The sequence below is a fragment of the Colwellia sp. E2M01 genome, from assembly GCF_018860585.1.
Lineage (GTDB): Bacteria > Pseudomonadota > Gammaproteobacteria > Enterobacterales > Alteromonadaceae > Colwellia.
Genome location: NZ_JAHKPR010000017.1, coordinates 52,863 through 73,717, shown reverse-complemented (window position 1 = coordinate 73,717; position 20,855 = coordinate 52,863). Strand labels below are relative to the sequence as shown.

13 protein-coding genes and 2 tRNA genes are annotated in these 20,855 nt (G+C 36.9%); 2 read left to right on the top strand and 13 right to left on the bottom strand.

The window, feature by feature from the left end; all coding sequences use genetic code 11:
* Nucleotides 1–424: 424 nt before the first annotated feature.
* From KO502_RS03550 to rlmKL, 4 genes are all read right to left on the bottom strand, one after another.
* Complete coding sequence (locus KO502_RS03550) at nt 425–2,260, bottom strand: DUF3466 family protein (RefSeq protein WP_216021183.1); 1,836 nt, start codon at nt 2,258–2,260, stop codon at nt 425–427.
* 130 nt (nt 2,261–2,390) lie between these two features.
* On the bottom strand, nt 2,391–4,325 hold the full coding sequence (locus KO502_RS03545; RefSeq protein WP_216021182.1) for an ATP-binding cassette domain-containing protein: 1,935 nt from the start codon (nt 4,323–4,325) through the stop codon (nt 2,391–2,393).
* A 58-nt stretch (nt 4,326–4,383) separates the two neighbouring features.
* Nucleotides 4,384–4,650 carry a glutaredoxin family protein gene (locus tag KO502_RS03540; protein ID WP_216021181.1) on the bottom strand — a complete coding sequence of 89 codons (267 nt, stop codon included), beginning with the start codon at nt 4,648–4,650 and terminating at the stop codon, nt 4,384–4,386.
* A 13-nt stretch (nt 4,651–4,663) separates the two neighbouring features.
* On the bottom strand, nt 4,664–6,811 hold the full coding sequence (rlmKL, locus tag KO502_RS03535) for a bifunctional 23S rRNA (guanine(2069)-N(7))-methyltransferase RlmK/23S rRNA (guanine(2445)-N(2))-methyltransferase RlmL (RefSeq protein WP_216021180.1): 2,148 nt from the start codon (nt 6,809–6,811) through the stop codon (nt 4,664–4,666).
* A gap of 253 nt (nt 6,812–7,064) precedes the next feature.
* Here rlmKL and KO502_RS03530 point away from each other — a divergent pair.
* Both KO502_RS03530 and KO502_RS03525 read left to right on the top strand, forming a co-directional pair.
* Nucleotides 7,065–7,141, top strand: a tRNA-Met gene (locus KO502_RS03530).
* Between the two features lie 106 nt (nt 7,142–7,247).
* Nucleotides 7,248–7,324 (top strand) — tRNA-Met (locus KO502_RS03525).
* A gap of 328 nt (nt 7,325–7,652) precedes the next feature.
* Here KO502_RS03525 and KO502_RS03520 read toward each other — a convergent pair.
* The 9 genes from KO502_RS03520 to KO502_RS03480 all read right to left on the bottom strand — a co-directional run bounded on the left by KO502_RS03520 (nt 7,653) and on the right by KO502_RS03480 (nt 20,848).
* Complete coding sequence (locus KO502_RS03520; RefSeq protein ID WP_216021179.1) at nt 7,653–8,174, bottom strand: ATP-binding protein; 522 nt, start codon at nt 8,172–8,174, stop codon at nt 7,653–7,655.
* 26 nt (nt 8,175–8,200) lie between these two features.
* Nucleotides 8,201–8,452, bottom strand: coding sequence for a hypothetical protein (locus tag KO502_RS03515; RefSeq protein ID WP_216021178.1), 252 nt, complete (start codon nt 8,450–8,452; stop codon nt 8,201–8,203).
* Between the two features lie 488 nt (nt 8,453–8,940).
* Nucleotides 8,941–10,641 (bottom strand): LeoA/HP0731 family dynamin-like GTPase, encoded by a 1,701-nt coding sequence (locus KO502_RS03510; protein WP_216021177.1) that lies wholly within the window; start codon nt 10,639–10,641, stop codon nt 8,941–8,943.
* A 2-nt stretch (nt 10,642–10,643) separates the two neighbouring features.
* Nucleotides 10,644–12,839: a hypothetical protein gene (locus KO502_RS03505; protein WP_216021176.1), complete on the bottom strand. Its 2,196-nt coding sequence runs from the start codon at nt 12,837–12,839 to the stop codon at nt 10,644–10,646.
* A gap of 318 nt (nt 12,840–13,157) precedes the next feature.
* Nucleotides 13,158–13,838 carry a hypothetical protein gene (locus KO502_RS03500; RefSeq protein ID WP_216021175.1) on the bottom strand — a complete coding sequence of 227 codons (681 nt, stop codon included), beginning with the start codon at nt 13,836–13,838 and terminating at the stop codon, nt 13,158–13,160.
* Between the two features lie 214 nt (nt 13,839–14,052).
* Complete coding sequence (locus tag KO502_RS03495; protein ID WP_216021174.1) at nt 14,053–15,204, bottom strand: restriction endonuclease subunit S; 1,152 nt, start codon at nt 15,202–15,204, stop codon at nt 14,053–14,055.
* The gene (locus KO502_RS03490; RefSeq protein ID WP_216021173.1) at nt 15,201–16,823 is read right to left on the bottom strand and encodes a class I SAM-dependent DNA methyltransferase; all 1,623 of its coding nucleotides are present in this window, start codon (nt 16,821–16,823) and stop codon (nt 15,201–15,203) included. The genes KO502_RS03495 and KO502_RS03490 overlap by 4 nt, the downstream gene beginning before the upstream one ends.
* A gap of 100 nt (nt 16,824–16,923) precedes the next feature.
* A complete protein-coding gene (rhuM, locus tag KO502_RS03485; protein ID WP_216021172.1) occupies nt 16,924–17,406 on the bottom strand; it encodes a RhuM family protein in 483 nt (160 codons plus the stop codon).
* A gap of 1 nt (nt 17,407) precedes the next feature.
* The gene (locus KO502_RS03480; protein ID WP_216021171.1) at nt 17,408–20,848 is read right to left on the bottom strand and encodes a DEAD/DEAH box helicase family protein; all 3,441 of its coding nucleotides are present in this window, start codon (nt 20,846–20,848) and stop codon (nt 17,408–17,410) included.
* Nucleotides 20,849–20,855 lie beyond the last annotated feature (7 nt).

Here is a 20,855-nt window from a genome sequence, read left to right as displayed (position 1 = left end):
CGATGTGCAATAACAAGGCGAATTTGTTTAGGTTTAGTCATTCTAAATCAAATAAATTTAACGATGTTAATGTACATCGAGCAAGCTCCCAAAGGGCGAATACCTAATTAAAAGTAAAGGCTTACATGCTGCGTTATTGATTTTGACAAGGACGCTACATGGATGTAGCTTATTAGAGAATGCAGGAGCATATTCTCCTGAATAACCATTTTCTTCAATCAATGCCTTGCCTCTAAGCCTTTTAACTTTCGCTGAGTGGGAAAGAACTTAATCAACTTGGTATAATGTACTTGTGGCTTACCTTATTCAATAGGCATAAAAAAAGCACTTTACAAGTGCTTTTTTTATGTTTGATATTAAGTCACATACCGCATTAAATGACATAAAGAGAGGTTAACGTTAACCAAGTAATGAGAACGTTATTTTAGTTAATAGACTTTACGCGTCTAAAACCAAATATTGAAGCGAGGGTTAGTAATAAAAAGCCTCCAAAACTTGCACCTTGTCTTTCTACTTTATCTTCATACTTACTACAATCTTCTACTTCACCACCAGGAATAGGGTCAAGTAAAACCGCACGTACTACATCAATCATAAACGGATTACCACTGCTATCTAACACCTCATTCCCTAACGCATCAAAATAAGGGGACTGAGTAATTGCTGAAGCTGAAATTTGACCACTTTCATTAATATCTTTAGCTTGAAAAATATTATAGCCCGACTCACATTCTAACAACGTATTAAGATCAATCATTTCAGGTGAATTATCAGACGTATCATACATAAACCCAGCAGTACGACGAGGAATAGCATCGTTATGAGGTTCTATTTCAGCTTCACCCACAATAACCCCAGCTGAGTTCACACCAAACGCTGTACTTTTTGATGAATCGAAGAAGCCTCTAGGAATGATCATCTCCATTCTACTTTCAGAAACATTAGTATCAACGTAAAAGAATTTTTTTACGAAAGTATTTGCTGTATGCGTATAACCAACCACTAAACCATTATCGTTAATATCATTAGCACGAGAAAAATCGAATACTGAACCTAAAGTAAAGTAATAATGCTCTTGATTAAAATCAAGAACTTTACCATCTTTAAACATGACTGCGTATGAGCCTGTCATTCGTTCATCTACAGCAGGTTGGTGTACATTACCCTCATCCCAGCCATGTGCATAACCAACAGCTACGCCATTATTATTAATAGCAAGCGCTTGGCTGCTAAATGCTCTAGTATCGTCTTCATGGGGGTTAACTAACAAACCTAAACCTTTTGTTTCAACAATACCCGTTGATGATAATACGGCTTCAAAGGCTTGAATGTAATACATACCACTTTCTTTGTTTTGCACACAAATTTCATAAGGCATTAATGCTAACACCTCTGGATTTGCACATCCTAAAACACCGTCAACATTAGTTTCTGATAATACTACTGACTCCCAAAAGCTACTGAGTTCATAACTACTATAACCTACTGCAATATTGTTATCATTTACATCTAAAACCGCTGACACACCACCGCCATAAGCAGTCTCAATAGGGGGCACTGGATATATAGTCGCACCAAAGTCAGGTGAATAAAACCCGCGTTGACCATGCTCACGAACCCAGTAAGACTGAACTTCTACGTTCTCACCATCATCAGGGCCGGCAATAGGTAAATATGGCGCTGTAGCTGTACCAAAAACAGTACCTGAATTGTTAAAGCCTTCTACGGTATTATAAGTAGAGCGTGTTAATGTGCCGGTACAAGGAGTTCCCTCAAAGTTAGTATCAAAAATACAAATTTCTGTTGATTCACTACCTGTGCCAAGGTTAATTAAACCTGCGGCTTCAGCCACTATTTGATATTGGTAATTACTTACATTTTGATTTCTATCTTCAAGGTATATTTCAGCCCAGGCTAAATCATTTGCCGTTGGGTTACCTGATTTTAACGCGTCAAAATCTTCAATAATGGTTAAACCAAAATAAACGCTACTTTGAGCTATTGATAAGCTTAGAATATTATTAAAGTCTTCATCTGTTAAATATTCAAATTGCACTGGAAAATTATAAAAACTTGCACCTGATATGCTCATATTGCCTTGATTATTTAACTTACCACCGTAAGTATAACCTAAGTTTTCAGCTGCATTTTTATCAATAACTCTGTAAGTAGCTGCGTGGCTAAAGTTAAATAAGCTTATGCTTACACTCAAAGCACTGGTTACACCTAAGGTGAGTATGTTTTTTGCAAATGACTTCATTCTACTTTTGTACTCTTTATAGTTGTTCTGGATAACTTATGTAAAACCAAATACGTTAACGCTATTATTAAATAGTTACATTAGCGTATTAAGTTTGGCTAACTAGATAACGAAAATAATTAAAACACTACTATTGCTCATCTAGTTCTTGCCATCTCGCATAAACGATTTCAAGGTTGGACTCACTTTCTGCCAGCTGGTTCAAAACTTTTTTTGTTATATTTTCATCTTGGTTAAAAAAGTTAGCATCATTAACTTGCGACTGTAAAGAATCAATCAGGCTCTCAAGCTCGTCAATTTTTTCAGGTAAAGCTTCAAGCTCACGTGCTTCTTTAAATGATAACTTTTTCTTTTTTTCAGCGGGTGCTGTTTGAGCCTTATTCTGCACTGCCGCAGTGTTTTTTTCAACCGCCTTAGTATTACGCTTTTTTTCTGCGTCATCAGCCATGTTTTGACGCTGTTCTGCTTTTAAAGCAAGATAGTCGTCAACATCATCATAACCACCAACAATTTGGTTTATTTGACCAGTGCCATCAAAATACAAACACGCATTAACACAGTTATTTACAAAGTCGCGGTCATGGCTTACCAAAATAACAGTGCCCGCATAATTAGCAACAACCTCTTCAAGCAATTCTAGTGTTTCTATATCCAAGTCGTTGGTTGGCTCATCGAGAATGAGTAGATTACTTGGTTTTAAGAATAAACGCGCAAGTAATAATCTATTTTTCTCACCACCTGATAAAGCTCTTACAGGTGTGCGTGCTCGTTTAGGGCTAAATAAGAAGTCTTGTAAATAACCTAACACATGACGAGAGCGACCATTAACCATCACTTCTTGCTTACCTTCACCAACAATTTCTTGTACGGTGTGATCTAGGTTTAGCGCTTCACGATGCTGATCAAAATATGCAATATCTAAGTTAACACCCGAGCGCATTTTACCACTCGTTGCAGCTTGCTTTTCCATTATCAATTTAATAAGCGTTGATTTACCCGTACCGTTGGCACCAATTAACGCTAAGCGATCATTACGAGAGATCAGTAAATCTAAGTTTTCAATAACGACTTTATCGCCAAAGGCAACTTTTACGTTTTCAGCTTCAAAGACTAACTTACCTGAACGCTCACCTTGAGTAATATTCATACTGCTTTGATTGCGAACTTCACGACGAGCTTTACGCTCAAGTCTTAATTTTTCTAATGATCTTACACGACCTTCATTACGGGTACGACGAGCCTTGATACCTTGGCGAATCCATACTTCTTCTTCCGCTAATTTTTTATCAAACAACGCATTTTGTTGTTCTTCGACTTGAAGATCATGCTGTTTTTGTTCGATATATAAATCATAGTCACCAGGGTAACTGGTTAACTTTCCGCGGTCTAAATCTAAAATTCGAGTAGATAAACCACGGATAAAGGCCCTATCATGACTAATAAAGATGATAGTACCCGCAAACTCTTTTAAGAAAGTTTCAAGCCACAATACACTTTCAATATCTAAATGGTTGGTAGGCTCATCAAGTAGCAAAATATCAGGGTTTGTTACTAAGGCTTTAGCAAGCGCTACTTTGCGTAACCAGCCACCTGATAAGTCTTTAATTTTTGCTTCAGGATCAAGTGAAAGCGTACTCATTGCTTGTTCAATGCGCTGCTCATCTTGCCACGCATTAGCTTGCTCAAGATCTTCTTGTACCTTAGCTAGCTTGTTTAAATTCTTTTCACTTGGGTCTTCGCCAATTAAATGAATTAACGCGTGATAACGGCGAATTAACTCGGCGTTTTCTTTAATGCCTTCAGCAACATAATCAAATACAGTAACGTCTGATGATTCAGGAGGATCTTGCTCAAGCATTGCTAACTGCATAGTACTCGACTTTAAGATTTGACCATCGTCTAAACCTTGTAAACCCATAAGGATTTTCATTAAAGTAGATTTACCAGCGCCATTACGACCAACTAAACAGATACGTTCGCCTGTTTGTACGCTTAATTCTGCTTTGTCTAAAATTTTGTCTTCACCAAAAGCAAGTTCACCGTTGGCTATTCTTAATAATTCCATAATTCTTCTTATGTGTTTTAGTTAATTTATCACTAACTAATCGCCAACTAATCTCTTTCTATGCAATAACGAAAGTAGTTAGTTGCGCTTGGGTAAATGGCCAAAACAGTTTGCTATTATTGCTACTGTCTTGCTCTAATTTTTCAAGTACGGGAATATGAACGCCGTACAACTCAACTAATGTTTGTTCTTCATGACTAACACGTTCGGTGTTAATAATATCAATTTGTGCTAATTGCTCTGCCGGTATAACCGCATTACATATAGCTAATGCTTGTTCACATAAATGACAACCTTCACTGCCATATAAATTAAATTTATTCATCGTGACTCTATTGTTAATTAGCGCTACGTTTAATAGACCAGCTATTGTGAATATGTTTATTTCGGGCGAAATCTTTATCTCGGGTAATATCAGACATGGCTTCGGCTTTTAAACCAAGCTCAGCTAACGCTTCAAAATCAATTTTGAAATTACGCTTGTTGTTAGTGAAAAATATTTCACCACCACGATTAAGTGACTTTAATGCATCGGTAATCAAATCAACATGATCACGCTGTACATCAAAACTATCTTCCATACGTTTTGAGTTTGAGAACGTTGGCGGATCAATAAAAATAATATCAAATTTATCGGTACTTTTTTTCAGCCAATCTAAACAATCCGCTTGAATAAACTGGTATTTATGACTGCTTAATTTGTTTAAGGCAAAATTATCTTGTGCCCAATTCAAGTAAGTATTCGACATATCTACTGTGGTGATAGACGACGCGCCATGAACAGCTGCTTGCACTGACACCGAGCCAGTATAAGCAAATAAATTTAATAATGATTTACCTTTAGCTTTTTTGGCAACAATTTGCCGAGTTTTACGATGATCTAAAAACAAGCCAGTATCAAGGTAATCCCACAAGTTAATTTTAAACAATGCACCATGTTCATTAATGGTTAGTGATTGTTTTGATTTATCCATACGTTGATATTGATTACTGCCCTTTTGCTTTGCTCGGGTTTTCAATATCACTTTGTCAGTGGGTATTTCTAAGACTTTCGGTGCCCAGTAAATGACTTCTTGTAAGCGTTTTTTAGCTTTGTCTTCGTCAATTGTTTTTGGCGCAGCGTATTCTTGAATAACAAGGTAGTCACCATAAATATCTACTGCGGCATTGTACTCTGGAATATCGCCATCATAAATTCGATAGGCTTCAATACCGCCTGACTTTAACCACCCTTTTAAGGTTTTACGGTTTTTCTTTAAACGGTTTGCAAAAGCGCTATCTTCTTCAGAAAAGTCTGATTGCGGATTTACTGCATCTTTTTCTTTTTGCTTAGCATCTACATTGTATAACGCCAGCTGACAATCTAACGGACCGTTTTTAAATTTATAACGCTTAAAGCTCGATAGCTTTAACATGGCTAATAAATCAATATTTGCCGTTAATATAGCAATGCGCCAATCCATAAACTGGCTTTTTAGCTTCTGACCAAATAACACAAAGTTTTCAACAAGCTCTGGCAATTCACCAATACGCTCACCATACGGAGGGTTGAACAATATAGTACCTGGCGGTCCGTAAACATTATTCATGTCGTTGGTGTTTTTACAGGTAAATTCTATAAACTGTTGTAAACCTGCGTTACGGGCGTTTTGCTGCGCAGTTTTTAATACGCGGCCATCAAGGTCAATACCAAATACTTTAACTTTTAAATTAGTTAGACTTTTTTCTGAGCTTTCAATTGCTTGTGTTAATTGCTCTTGCCAAAGTTCATTGTCATGAGATAACCAAGATTCAAAGCCCCATGAACTGCGATTAATAGACGGTGCTTGTTTTGCTGCCATGGCTACCGCTTCAATTAAAATAGTGCCTGAGCCACACATAGGGTCAACCAACGGCTTGCTTGTATCAGTCAACCAACCAGAACGAATAATTAAAGCTGCCGCTAAGTTTTCTTTTAATGGTGCGGCGCCGCTATGTTCACGGTAACCACGTTGAAATAACCCACGCCCCGAAAAATCAAGATAAATACTGACGTGGTCTCGTAATAAACGGGCTTGAAAACTAATTTGTGGTGACTGTTTATCAACGTTTGGACGTTCAAAGCCTTGATCTCTAAATTGGTCTACAATGGCATCTTTAATGGTTAAACCACCAAATTGGCTATTACGAATCTCTTCACTATAACCAACAAAATCGATTGCAAAGGTAGTTGTAGGGTTAAAAACTTCAGGCCAATTAATACTGCTTGCCGCTTTAAACAACTCACCTTTATCTTTTGCTTCGCCCTCACCTAGTTTCAGCATAATTCGGGTAGCAAGGCGTGTCCAAAGAGATATTTTATAACCTAAGTCGAGTGATGCTTGGAAATAAACACCTTCAGGTTTTTGTACTACCTGCTCACCACCTAAACTTTTTATTTCATCAAAAAGTAAAACTTCAATGCCCGGAGATGTTAAGGCTAAAAATTGTTGCATTGATTCTTTCATGGATTTAATTCCAGGGTAACTAGTCCAGAGTGACTAGAGTAAACTATGGGCGCGATTATATACGTAAACACTATATACATAAACAAAAGTTATGCTTAGCTACTATAAACTGCTTTATTTTCATCCATTACGAACAACAATTAAACGAACAATAAATTAAAGCCATATTAAGAAAAAAAGCACTTGCTTTATTGGTGCGCTATCCTTATTATACGCCTCGCTTTGAAGGGGTGACCTTTTAAATGCATTCGGACGCGGGATGGAGCAGCTTGGTAGCTCGTCGGGCTCATAACCCGAAGGTCGTTGGTTCAAATCCAGCTCCCGCAACCAACTTATTGAAATGTAAGGCTTTTTAAGGTTTTACCTTATCTAACTTCTTTGATGATTTAGAAGTAAAAAAATTATTAGCTTTCCTATTTTTATCAGGTCATTCGGACGCGGGATGGAGCAGCTTGGTAGCTCGTCGGGCTCATAACCCGAAGGTCGTTGGTTCAAATCCAGCTCCCGCAACCACTTTTATTTACCTTCCCAAATTATTTATAAAATTTATCTAAATCAGCAATTGTGTCCATTTCGTGTCTAAAACGATGACACGGAAAATTATTTGCATTTAAAATAATTACCAAAATCAATCAAAATTGACCTTCACCCTATTCTTTCTATTTAAGAAATTTTCACTAAAAATATTCACTAATTTGGCTTAATTGATCTTATTTGACACTAATCAAATGTAAAAAATAATAGATTTTATGTTCGGGGAGTTAAGACACAATGTTAAGAATAAATTATTTTCAGCCGACACTAGTTGCCTATAATTAGGTTTTAAAACTTTAATATCGGATCATTCATTGATTGAATATCTATCAATATCGAAGTCCATTAAAGCTATTAGTTTTATATTCATAAACCCTTCACTTTCTGCAACAGGCTCATAGCGTAATAACATTTGTTCTATTACATTTTCAGCTATCCACTTATTATTAGTTTTACTTCGTGCTTTGTTACGTTTAAAAAGTAACTCCTCGCTCCCTTTGAAATCAAACACCACCGCATTAAAAATGGCAGTGGGATAATGCTTAAAAATACTCTTTCTAGCCTTTTTAGTTAAATTAGTTAAGTCCCATACAACATGTTCAAATTTTTTACTTTCTTTAATTAGCTGTATAAATATTGTTTGTTGCTCTTTTCTAATTACGCTGTTTGCCGGTAATGCAAAAAAATCATGGTATTGAATGCTTTCTCTTTTACATAAAATTTCCACTACATCGTCAGATGAAATAACAAAGTCGTAATCTAGGGTTTTAAGGTAGGTTGACTTACCTGAGCATGGAGGGCCAATTAAAACAGTTACTAAGTTAGTCATATACCTTTATTAACTCTCTGAAAAAATTATACAATATAGCCGTATTGTTTCTTTTTATAACCAGTAAAATTGATCACGTTATTTACACCGTTATTGATATGGTTATCAGCAATTACCTTGGCAGGAACTTCTTTAACCGAATAAGCAATTACCTTGGCAGGAACTTCTTTAACCGAATAAGCTTGTGTGGGTTTAACTGCTTGTATGATTTCTCCATCATTCAACATCAAACTTTGGCAACCTTGGTAAATCAGCTTTAAGCCATTTATTGAAGACATTTGACGCTGCAAACAAAATCGACATGTTCTTATTCATCCGTTACACCTATAAAGACTAAATCGATCCTTTCCTTAAGCTGTTGACCTACATCAAAAACTAATATTGCATTTGTAATAAAAAAATATGAATTGAACACAGATTTTACTTAAATAGTTTATGTAAAATCACTTTAGCTTTATTTAATTGTTCTCTACTTAATTCTTTTCCACATGTCGGGCATTGGCTAAGGACATAATCCCGTGTAACGACATCTGATTGAGGTATTACTACTTTACTCCAATTACAAAAACTACAACTTAATTTCACTGGTGCTGGTTTAATAGGCATAATTTTCTCTACAAGTTAGTTCCTAGCCACATAGTTTATGAAAACTAATAATTAGTAAATTTGAATTGCTTATTACTTTGTATTAATTAAAATTGCTTCTTTCGTTTAGCCGTCAACGAAAGAAGCAACGGAATTTACAAAATCAGCTTTCTTAAAAACATTAAAACTTTTCAAATTCCTGTTTGATATTTTCACCATTAACTCGCCACTGGTGAAAGTTGTCTCTTTGTTCCGTTCGTGTTGCCAAGCTACTTTCAAGATCAGTTACCGCTTTTTCAAGCTCAATATACGATTGAAAAAATTGCTCTACAAAAGTTTCATTATTAATTAACTCAAGTAGTTCGGTACGTTGCTCGTTAAAGTTTTTAACCATGTCATTAACAGCTTCTTGAAACTGCTCTTGCTGTTGTGCTTCTTTGTAGCTATCCCAAGCTTCAAAAGCTATCCCTACAGCAGCTAAAGCACCATTAAGTGCGTTAGCTGACTTAACTGCTCCCCAAGGTTTAAATTTAAGTAATTGAGACAAATCCATGCCAACCATACCCGCTAGACTTTTTAAACCATTTCTAGCGGCTAAAATTGAAGTGTTATTAATAAAGTTACCCTTTACTAACAAATCCACACCTTGTTTTCCGTATGCTAGTACAACATCATTAAAGTGATTCACCTCCTGTGTAAAACTTGAATGTAAGCTCTGAACTTCTAAGTTTGCTGATCGAAGATAACGTTCAAACTCACTTTCTAATTTTGAAGCAACAACAACGCCTTCATCACCTACTTCTCGTTGGAAAAATGCATTAAATGTCTGCAAACTAGTTCCTTGAACTTGCAAAACTAAATCAGAAAAATAGCCTGTTACAAAATCACGTAATCCAACCCTTGAATCAGAAATTAACCCTTTTGTTTTAGATAACTTAGTTTTCATTGTATCTACAACTTCAAGCATTTTATCAACTTCTTGACCAAGCTTTTGATCGTTTTCAATAGCAAGCGGTAGCTCCTTGTTTAGAACATCTCTAACAATGCTGTTTTTAGCTTCTACTACAATGTGTTCAATGCCGCCATTACTTGCTACTTTTTCATTCGTTGCGAATTGAAGCGAGTCGATGTGAGAAAGCTGTTTAAACTTATCTAAGTTGTCTAACCAATACTCTGTTCCCATATCAAAGGGGTTAGCTGCCACCGCAACTACAGCTAAGTCAGTGACCTCGTCTTCATCGAGTTGCACCAGGTCTTTTAACCTATTAATTACATTATCTTTTTTTACATTTAAGTTAACTTGATACTCTTCCTGATCTTCAACATCAGCAACTTCATCGAAACGACTGAGCACAAAAACGGTTCTAGGTAGAATATTCAAAGTGCGAAACAACCACTGTAAATCATCTTTATGGCTATCTTTTATTGGGTTTGTTGAGTTCATCACATATAAAACTAAATGTGCTTCACTGACATATTTCTTAGTTATATCTTTATATTTCTCAACCTCAGCGCTATCAGCACTAGTTTTCTCTTTAAAGCCAAACAAACCCGGAGTATCAATTAGTTGCAAACCATTGCTAACATTATAAACTGATACAGCATCTGACGATTCTTGCTGACTAATATTCATTGTCGATTGATCTAATCGTTCCATCCACGCGGCAGCAATAGAAGTTTTACCTTCAGAAAAACCACCAATTAACGCGATTTTTAGATTTTCATCAGATAACGATTTAATGGCAGTGTCTAATTTATGCGTTAAAGATGAATCAATATTTACCCCTAAGCTTTCACCTTGTAACAAAAAATCTTGTAATTTATTTAAAATATTTAAAGTATTATTTTTCTGTTCATTAAATGTATTTAACGTTGCTTCCATTATTATAAGTTCCTTTGTAGTTGGTTAGATGTTTTCAGTAGTTTTTCAATAGAGCTTGAAAGTATTTGATTAATTAAGGCAGTATGTTCAATAGGTTTTTTAAAAGATAACTTAACTTGGCCAACACACTCTTCCAATTCTTTAAATGCTTCTTCAACATTATCTTTGGCAGATTTCTCAAGTTGGTTAGCAATATCATTTAAATTATCATCGGTTGATTTTTTTTGTTGTGCCTTTTTATAGTCAGAACTAAAAAAGCTTCGAACTGATTTATACAGAGAAAACACCAATCCAAATGCACCAATAACTATCGCAGCAACCCCAGCCCCTGAAAGAGCAAGAAAAACCCCACCTACTACTGTGCTAATTATTCCAGCTACATTTACGCCATGATCAATATTTACAGAGGGGTTAAAATTATTGGAAATATTACTCGACTCAAAAGACGAATATATATCAAGTAATTCATCAGCATGTTTTCTAAAGCGTTCAACAACCAAGTTAATATCTTCTTCAAAGTCACTAAGCTCCCTGCTAATTGATTTGGGTAAGTTTTCATCAAATTGGCTTTGAGCACGCTCAATCGCCTTTTTCAATTCGTATTTAAAATCATCATTATCAATATTACCTTCAATTTTAGAGTAAACAGATTTTCTAACAGACGATTTAAACGTATCAATACTCCTACTAATTGATGAAAATAAGCGACTTTTTACACTTGTTAACGCAATATCTAATTGATCAGAGGCGGAAGAAACCTCTAATTTCAAGGTGTCATATAAAGGCTGAAATTTTTCATCACGTAATGATGTTATGCCATCTACCGACACCTTTAACACTTGGTTAGCCTTATTAAAGTTAGCTTTAATAATTTTTACTTTATAATCTTTTATCAAGTCGCTAACTAAAAACTGCTTTAACTCACTAAAACCACAATAAGTTAATAGTTGTTGCTCATCAAAGTCTTTAGTGAACTTAGCTTTACGATTATAATCTGTAGATCCTACAACTAAGCATTGAGCAGCGGCCAAATAACCAACCAAGCCACACACACTCATTGTGCCCTGATAGTTTTCACCTAATTGAGCATGCATTTTTGCATCTAGCTCAGCCAAACTTGCTATTTCACTTTCGCTAACAAGTTCAGGTTTTTTAAGCTGCATCGGGTTAGTAATACGTTTATTGTATATACTCCAAACTTCTGTTTGATCGCCCAAGTGCTCTTTGATCTTTTCTAAAGTACCTTTATGTTTCTCGTCTCCGGTTTGAGGAGCTGCGGCTTTAGCGGTTACATAAAAAACTGCATGGGCTTTATTAACCGCTTTCCAAATATTTTCTCCAACCTTTTCTTCTTTCCCTTCAATGCCTGGAACATCTAACACAGTAAAAGTATTCTCTTCGCCTTGCATTAAATACGACTGGCTATCTAAAGTATAATCAGAGCGACCATCACCAATAATTTCGCCATCAGCATAAGGTAATAATTTATTTAACTGCAGCTGCATATTGTCGCGTTTATCAGCGATATTCTTGCAAGCTTGTTGATTTTCACTAATACATTTCTCAGCTTCAACTACCTTGTTTTCAAGCGAAACTGTAGTTTGTTTAAACTGTTCTTGCTTAGTTTTTAATAACTTTTCTTCGGGAAATTTACTAAAAAAATGCCAAAGTTTTTGTAATAAATTTAAAGACGATAATTTAGTTTCTATCGTGCCTTTAAGATCATTTAATTCTGCAGTTAAACTCGAAGATTGCTCAGCATTTTCTTGTTGAATATTCTTCAATTTTTGCTCTAAAACTAGTCGTTCTTCATTAAGTTGACTTATTTGTTTATCAACTTCATCAAATGAAGCACTGTCAATATTGAGCGATGATGCAAGTACGTTAAACTTTTTCTGCGAGGATGCTTTTTGGGGTTCATCTAATAAAATACGTAAGGTTTCAATGATGGTAGACTTGCCAGCATTTGTTTCACCATAAAATGCAACCGTAAACGAATCCCACTCTGAATTGCGCTTCAGTTTATCTAGCTCCCTCGTGATACTCACATATAAGTCATTAAGTAAATCATGACTAAACGTTGCAACATCTTGATCTGTTGAATCAATTTCTGAGCTATTAATTGTTTCTATTAAATCTTTAATGACACTTTGTAGCTCTATATATATTAAATCTGGTTTTATATCGTTAAAATTCACAAAACTTCCTATTTTTTTACAACTAAATTTCAGCTAAAACCATTAACTGTCAAAAGACAAACAGTTAACGCCTTGCTCCCTAATTAAACTTTATTACATGAATGTATCAACATGGCTGTTAACACATTTACAGTAAACAATTTCGTTTACGTGTTATCCCCTACCTTTCTTGCTTTTCTAATGTTTAACACTTTATTGTCATGTTTGCTTTTCAATTACTTACAAAGTTTCGTACAATTTTAAACGTCACTCACTGAGTGATGAAATTAAACGTAGTTAATGGCTTTGTCTTTGTTCAATTTTAAACTCGGAATTTTTTTAATCCGACAATCTGTATTCGTATAATTTTTGGCTATAGTCTTTCGCCTTATTTCCTCGTCCTTTGCTCTGAACAACAAAGGTTAATGAATCATCAATTCTCATTGGTTTATCGTTTTTATCGCTTCCTATTGATGCAGCAGGATCATATGTATATAAAGCACGTTTAACACGCTCTAAAATTTCGTCGTTATCATATAAATCTTCCTCATCTAATTTCATTAATTGATGAAACAGTTTTAAATCTAATAAAGTTCCTTCTAACCAATCCACCGAGCATTTGTATCCTATTTTCCAATTAATAGATGAAGATTCAGTGTAAACTTCTAAATGTGTCGTATTGTTACCGACCAAACAAGAGCCTAATACCACACCAGTAATATTACGCTTTTGTGCCTTTGAATTTATTTCACCTAATACAGTACTTAGATTCATTTTCCCCATACGCAAGCCTGCACCATGACAAGCTATGTAAACATAGTAATTGTCATAATCCATTTGAGTAAGCTCATCTAAAGCCATTTTAAAGCTTTTAGCTTCATAAAAATTGGTGTGATAAAGATCAAAGCCACCATCTAGTCGCTCTAAGCCTTGAAAATAAGGGAGTACACTAACAACATTTTGATCTTGCTCATTACAGCCCCATGGTCTTTCCAAAATAATTAACGCATTGTGTTTCATAACTTCCCTAATTTATCTAGCGAGTAATTAATGTTAAGTGCGTCACTCACTGCGTGATGAAAGTAAAACGTAGTGAGTGGCTTTGTCTTTGGTTTAGCTTTGGCCTAGTTTTTTTAGTTTGGCTTAGCAGCTCTGGTTTTTTGCTTGCCTTTGCTTATTTTGTTGTTGCCAGCACAGTTTTACTGCGGCTTGGTGGCACGCATGGTTTGTTGGTTCATAGTTCACCTGCGAAAGCTTTTTGGCTTAGTGAATTAAATCCGTTCTCTGTATCATGTTTACTTATTTCATTTTTTTTCTTTAATTCATTAACTTGGGTAAACAAAGCAACAAACTTAAGTTGTAGATTTATAGGAGGAAGATATATCTCATGTTTCCATAACTCAGCAGTAGAAAGGCGAGGCATTTTTGCTCCAGCAACCTTAGTTTTCGCCCAATTCACAAAATAATCACTTCTAAGATACGATGCTAAAAACTCTCTAGTTAATTGTTTAAGATCTGGTTTTAAAGTTATTAATTCAGATGTCGCCATACCTGGTTTGTTAGGAATAACTACCTTATTTAAATATGGGCGAAGTTTTGAATATAAAACATGGGAACTATCAAAGTGATTTGTCGAACTTCCAACTTCATTCAAAGGTATTGATAACTCTTTTAATATTTTTCCCGTTTGTGCTTCCACTGCATCTAAATTTAACAACCAAATTTTTTCATCATTGCTTATTGATACATTTTTAGTTGAAATGGCTGGGGCAACAACTTTTAATACAGTAGTTTGCCATCCCTTCGGGTTGGTGACGGGATCGCCGAACATGTCTAGGAAGACGCTGCGGAGGAAGTCGTCGGCGAGGTTGATGGCTTGTTGGCGTTTGCGGCGGATGGCGTCGGCTTTGTCTAGTATCGCGGCGATGCGTTTTTGCTCGTCCAGTGGTGGTAGTGGGATTTCTAAGCTTTTTAAAAAATCTAATGTGATCCCTTTTACTGTTGCACCTTTACCTTCTGAATCTATATACTGAGCTTTAGACTCTAAAAATCGAATTAAGAAATCACGATCAACTTTCTCTTCATCATTAATAAATAGTGCCTTAAGGTCTTGATTAATAGCCATATCAACGGTATTGATTGCAAACTTACCTAAAGCCATTCTTGTCGCAGTCAGTATAGTTCCCGCAGGTATTATATTCGTAGCCGAATTACTTACACCCAACTCAGTAATTGCATCTTGGGTTTTAGATATTTCATTTTCTTTCAGGTCTTTTACAGAAGCCCATGGGATGCTCCCATTCCAATAATCCTCTATTTTTTTACTTGGTGTTCCGCCACCTTTTATCGTGACCAGTTCACCAAGCTTTACCATCGGCCAACTCACAGCATCTCCTCAAGTTGTTTTAAATCAGCAAGAATTTCATTCTCTAAATCCACTAACTTAGCCAAGATCTCTTTTGGTGGATCGTAGCTTTCTTCTTCGTACACCACTTCTTTGTAGCGGTTGATAGAAAGGTCGTATTTGTTGGTGGTGATTTCGTCTTTGCTTACCCAAAAATGCTTTTTGCTATCTGTTATAATACGGTCGTTTTCATCACTGGTGGCTTGTGCTTTATCGCGGGCTTTAAACTCGCTAATTAAGCTAGGTAAGTCGTTGTCTTTTATTGGGGTGCGTTTGTCGTCAAGCGAGAAACCGTCGGCTTGTACATCGTAAAACCAAACATGGTCGGTGCTGCCGCCTTTGGTAAAAATTAAAATGGCCGTTGAAACACCAGCATACGGCTTAAACACACCGCTAGGTAGTGAAATAACTGCTTCAAGCTGGTTGCCTTCTACCAATAATTGGCGTAATTGTTGGTGGGCTTTTGATGAGCCAAATAATACGCCGTCTGGCACTATGGTGGCAGACTGGCCGCCAATTTTTAACATGCGCTCAATTAAGGCGACAAACAGTAATTCGGTTTTTTTGGTTTTTACTTTACGCAGTAACTCTGGGCATACGTCTTCTTCGTCTAAACTGCCTTTAAATGGCGGGTTAGCTAAAATAATGTCAAAACCTTCTTTGGCCTCATTCGGGAAGTTTTCGCTAAAGCGTTGGCTTAAAGTGTCTTGGTAATGAATGTCGGGCTGTTTAATACCGTGCATCACTAAGTTCATGGCCGCTACGCGTAACATGGTGGCGTCAAAGTCAAAGCCGTGGAACATGTTGGTGTCTATATGTTCACGAGCTTCTGGGGTAATTAAATCGCCAGAATAAAGGATGTTTTCAACAGGTTTGCCGTTGGCATCAAGTAACGGTTTGCCTGCTTCACTATTACCATTGGTGCTGTCAGCTTCTGTTACAAACACAGGCTCGCGCTCTATGCCTTCTTCTGAGGTGTATTTTTCTAATAAGTATTCGTATGAGTTAGTTAAAAAGCCACCAGTGCCGGTAGACGGATCACAAATACGGCTGTTTACGCTTGGGTCCATCATTTCTACCATGGCGCGAATAATATGGCGCGGCGTTCTAAACTGGCCGTTAATGCCGGCGGTGGTGAGTTTACTTAATAGGTATTCGTATAAATCGCCTTTGGTATCTGAGTTTTCTAGCGGTAAGTCGTTCACCATTTCAACGGCTTTTACCAATAAAGACTGCTTTTGGATCATCAATTGCGCGTCTTTCATAAACTCGTTGAAAATTGCGCCTTCGGTTGTTTCGTTATCACTCGGTTTAGAGAAGTACGGAAATAACTCGTCTTTTACTAATTTATACAGCTCTTCTGCCCCTAAGTGACGTAAATTTTGCCAGCGTAAGTGTTGCTCGTTGTCGTTAAAACGGCGAGTAAATGGCTTTTTGGTTCTGCTGCTTCGTTTTTCATCGGCTTGCTCGTTCATGTCGAGCATACGGGCGTACATTAAAAAGGTGATTTGCTCAATCACGGTGAGCGGGTTGGTGATACCGCCTGTATGAAATTCATCCCATAACCTGTTTATCTTGCTTTTTAGTGGACCTGTGATCATGTTTGTTTTTTTTCCAGTATGAATGTTTGGGCATATCCCAAAAAATAAAATGTACTTACTTGTATTTGCTTATGCTTGTTTTAGCTTAAGAGGTTTTCAATTAAGCGAATGATAACTCACTATTATAAGGTAATGCTGCCGCGCATTTTACTAACAATAAGGCTTTTTCAAGTTCGTTAGCGTTTTCGGTTAGGCGTTGCTCGTTAAGGATGTACCCTTGTAATAAATGTTGCTTTAAGGTTTTAGTTGCCCATTGGCGAAAACGAGTGGCTTGGGTTGAATTAACGCGGTAACCCACTGATATTATTGCATCAAGGTTGTAGTATTTTAATTTACGTTTTACCTGCCTTTTACCTTCTTTACGAACTACCGAGAAATCCTCGGTAGTTGCAGGTTCATCGAGTTCACCAGATTTATAAATATTCTTTAAGTGCAAGCTAATATTATCGGTAGACGTATTAAACAATTGTGAAAGCTGTACTTGCGACAGCCATAAACTTTCTTCTTGCAGTGCAACAGCTAACTGTAAGCTACCATCGTCGTTTTGATAAACTTCTAAAGTATTTTTTTGATTTTCATTCATATTATAACCTTACTGCTTTATTAACCGTTGGTGACTTGTTGCCAAGTTCAACATCAAACTGTTTAATAAATTGCTGTATAACATCGGCCTGTTCATCACTAAATACACCGTCTAACCCCATGTCGTGAATTTGGGTAAACGGCGCATCGTAAAGTTGCTCTATTTGAATTGCGCCATGGCGAATTAAATGATTTTTTAACATGCCAATAAAGCGTTGTTGTTTGGCGTTAATATGAGTGTGTATTTGTTGCACAAACTCGGTAAAGGTTTGCTCAATCGTGTTTTTGTCCATGCCAACTATAGTGCGTAATATTTTGTCTAAGGTTGCTGACGATTCAGGGAAAAACTCTGTTAAGGTGTTTAAGTCAACACTTGGATTTTGGGTATGCACCAGTGAGTTAAGCTGTGCTAAATCGGCGGCGGTTACAGGCTTACCTTGACGAATTTTTTGTAGCACGGCATCGCTTTCAAATAATGGCGCAAGGGTTTGTTCAACTTCTTGGCGAAATATTTGGTAATCAATTGAAATAATTTTTGTTGGCCGTGCGGCTTCGTTAATTTCATCAAGCTCTTCTTTGATGTCGATAACATAATCAATGGGTGGTGGTTGTACGCTTTTAGCGCGTAAATGAATAATAGTGCGTAGTGCTACACGGCTTTGCTCTAAAGCCGAAAAGGTTAAGTTAGCCCAGTAATCTTCTGTTTGAATTTTAGCAATATCGCTGGCTTTAGCGCGCACTTCGTTTAAGTGCATTTGTAAGGTTTCAACCTTGTTCATTACCCCTTGTTTCACTAAGTCAATTTGGCTTGGGTCGGTAAACAGTAAGGTTTGAATAATGGCTATTTCGTTATCAAATTTAAACGCTTCACTGTTGCCCATTATATTACGCCATTGCATTAACTGGGCTAGGTGTTCATATAACTTTGCTTTGGTGTCTGGGGTAAATTGGTTTAATACTTTTTCGTCTTTGCAGCTTTCAACCACTTGCCAAGCTTCGCGTATGGCAATGGTGTTCATATCTAACGCACAAATATCTTGATAAATTAGCTTAATCACTTGATCGAAGGTGTCTAAATCGGCTTTTTTTAGGGCGGTTTCTGCTAACAATAGGCGTGATTCAAATAATTTTTGCGTTAACGATTTAGCTTGTTTTACGTCTGCTTCTTCGGGATCCATGTCAAAATATTCAAAGTTTTCCCAGTGATCAAATATTAAGAAGTGCGTTTTATCTTTACCTGTACCGTAAAGATTTTTACATAAACGCGTGCCACGGCCGATCATTTGCCAGAACTTTACTTTTGATTTAATGGGTTTAGCAAAAACTAAATTAACACATTCAGGCACATCGATACCGGTGTCTAACATGTCTACCGAAATAGCAATGCGAACGCTGTTTTCTTCGGTTGATTTAAAATCGTCTATCAGCTCTTCGGCACGTTCATATTTTGAGTGAATAACGCGACAAAAGTTACTGCCTAGTTGCGGATACATTTCGCTAAATAGCGTTGCCATTAATTCGGCATGGGCAATGTTACGGGCAAATATTATGGTTTTACCGGGTAATTGGCCGTCAATATCACGTATGCCTTTGTCCATTAAGTTACGTAAGATAAGACGGTTGGTGTCTTTGTTTTTTACCGCTTCGTCTACTTGTTTGGCGTCAAAATCTAACTCATTTGGGTCAATGCCTTGATCTTCTAATTGGGCAATTTGTTCGTCGGTGAGTTTGTCTTTTTTAATGCCTTCGCGTAAAAATTTAGTGGTGTAACTGACAATTTTATAGGGTACTAGGTTGCCTTCTTCGATGGCTTTTTCTAGTGGGTAATTGGCGGTGGGTAATTTAAAGTCACAACCAAATAGCTGACAAGTAGAGCGCGAAACCATTTCTACGGGTGTTGCGGTTAGGCCAACTTCTAGGGCGTCAAAGTATTTAAAAATATCGCCATAAATATTGTAAATAGAACGGTGCGATTCATCGGCAACAATTAAGTCAAAATAACCAACGTCGTATTTTTGATAAATGCTCATCATGCCTGGATAAGTGGCAATAAATACACGGGAGTTTTTAGCTAACGATTTTTTGGTTTTACCAACAATATACAAAGGTTCGTTGGTAAATTCGTTAAAGGCATTGCCCGCTTGTTTACGTAGTTCTTTTCGGTCACATAAAAACAATACCCGTTTTGCCCAACCAGCATCGAGTAAACGTTTAGCCAGTGCAATAGACACACGCGTTTTACCTGTGCCTGTTGCTTGTACGATAAGTGATTTTCGGTGTTTGTCACTAAAGCGTTCACATACGCGAGATATGGTTTCCATTTGATACAAGCGCCCTGCAACATTGGTATCAATCGGTGTTTGGTTAAGATCTTTTTTAAGATGGCGTTGTTTAATTAAGTATTGCAGCGAGTCTTTTGCATAATAGCCGTATATTTTTCTGCTGGGATAATTTTGCGCATCGTCTAATATGCGAATGTCGTAGCCGTTAGAATAAAAAATAACAGGGCGTTGGCCGTATTGTTTTTCAAGCGCGTTGGCGTATAACTTGGCTTGTTCTCGGCCTTTTTCTACTGATTCACGCGTGCGTTTGGCTTCAATAACCGCAAGGGGTTTGCCGTCGTCGTCCCATAATACGTAATCGACATAACCAATACCTGTGGCAGTGGGTTGATCTGATACTTGTATTTCTTTGCCGACTTCTGCGGTGCTTGATTCATCAAATGAAACATCCCAGCCTGCACTTTTCAGATCCATGTCGATGATACGGGCACGGGTTTGCGCTTCATCAAAATTAAAGCTTGAGGTTATTTGTTGATTGCGCGCTTTAACTTGGATAACTTTTTCGGTGTTAATGGTTTGTTTTAATTTTACCGCTTCTAATTGGGCTTGCTTTTGCGCTTGTTCCGAGGCTTCTAGTTCTGCTAGTGCTTTTTGTAAGCGCGCTTCATTTTCTGCAAGTTGTTTTTCAAGTGATTTATTCTTTTTAATAAACTCAGCATCTGTTTGTTCAAGCGGTTGCTTTGGTGTTGGTACGGTAAATTCTGGGCAATCGGTTTGTTTACCGTTATCGTATGCCATAAATAAATAACATGCGATAAAGTAACTTTCTTTTAAAATCCAAATGGCTTGATGTTGTTCAACGCTACCTTCATGGGCTGCTTGGTTGCCACTTTTACGAATAGCATGAAGTTTATCGGTAATTAAGTGTGGAACCGCGCTGGTAAAATCATCTGCGGTTAATTTATCGTAAATATTTGAGTTAGGAAAAACAGGAAGGCTTAACTCTTTGTATAAATAACCAACCACTTTCTCCGCAAAACAACGTAACTTGACTAACGCGCTTTGTGGATCGCTGATCACATAGTCTTCTGCAAAGGCAGCAAGCTGGTGTAGCTCTGGCCATTTGTGTTGAATATGTTCAAAATTCATTGATTGCTTCATTCCTGTT

Excerpts from the sequence above, each read along its gene's own strand:
- KO502_RS03550 (WP_216021183.1), bottom strand. The coding sequence starts at position 2,260 with ATGAAGTCATTTGCAAAAAACATACTCACCTTAGGTGTAACCAGTGCT.
- KO502_RS03545 (WP_216021182.1), bottom strand. The coding sequence starts at position 4,325 with ATGGAATTATTAAGAATAGCCAACGGTGAACTTGCTTTTGGTGAAGAC.
- KO502_RS03540 (WP_216021181.1), bottom strand. The coding sequence starts at position 4,650 with ATGAATAAATTTAATTTATATGGCAGTGAAGGTTGTCATTTATGTGAA.
- rlmKL (WP_216021180.1), bottom strand. The coding sequence starts at position 6,811 with ATGAAAGAATCAATGCAACAATTTTTAGCCTTAACATCTCCGGGCATT.
- KO502_RS03520 (WP_216021179.1), bottom strand. The coding sequence starts at position 8,174 with ATGACTAACTTAGTAACTGTTTTAATTGGCCCTCCATGCTCAGGTAAG.
- KO502_RS03515 (WP_216021178.1), bottom strand. The coding sequence starts at position 8,452 with ATGTCTTCAATAAATGGCTTAAAGCTGATTTACCAAGGTTGCCAAAGT.
- KO502_RS03510 (WP_216021177.1), bottom strand. The coding sequence starts at position 10,641 with ATGGAAGCAACGTTAAATACATTTAATGAACAGAAAAATAATACTTTA.
- KO502_RS03500 (WP_216021175.1), bottom strand. The coding sequence starts at position 13,838 with ATGAAACACAATGCGTTAATTATTTTGGAAAGACCATGGGGCTGTAAT.
- KO502_RS03490 (WP_216021173.1), bottom strand. The coding sequence starts at position 16,823 with ATGATCACAGGTCCACTAAAAAGCAAGATAAACAGGTTATGGGATGAA.
- rhuM (WP_216021172.1), bottom strand. The coding sequence starts at position 17,406 with ATGAATGAAAATCAAAAAAATACTTTAGAAGTTTATCAAAACGACGAT.
- KO502_RS03480 (WP_216021171.1), bottom strand. The coding sequence starts at position 20,848 with ATGAAGCAATCAATGAATTTTGAACATATTCAACACAAATGGCCAGAG.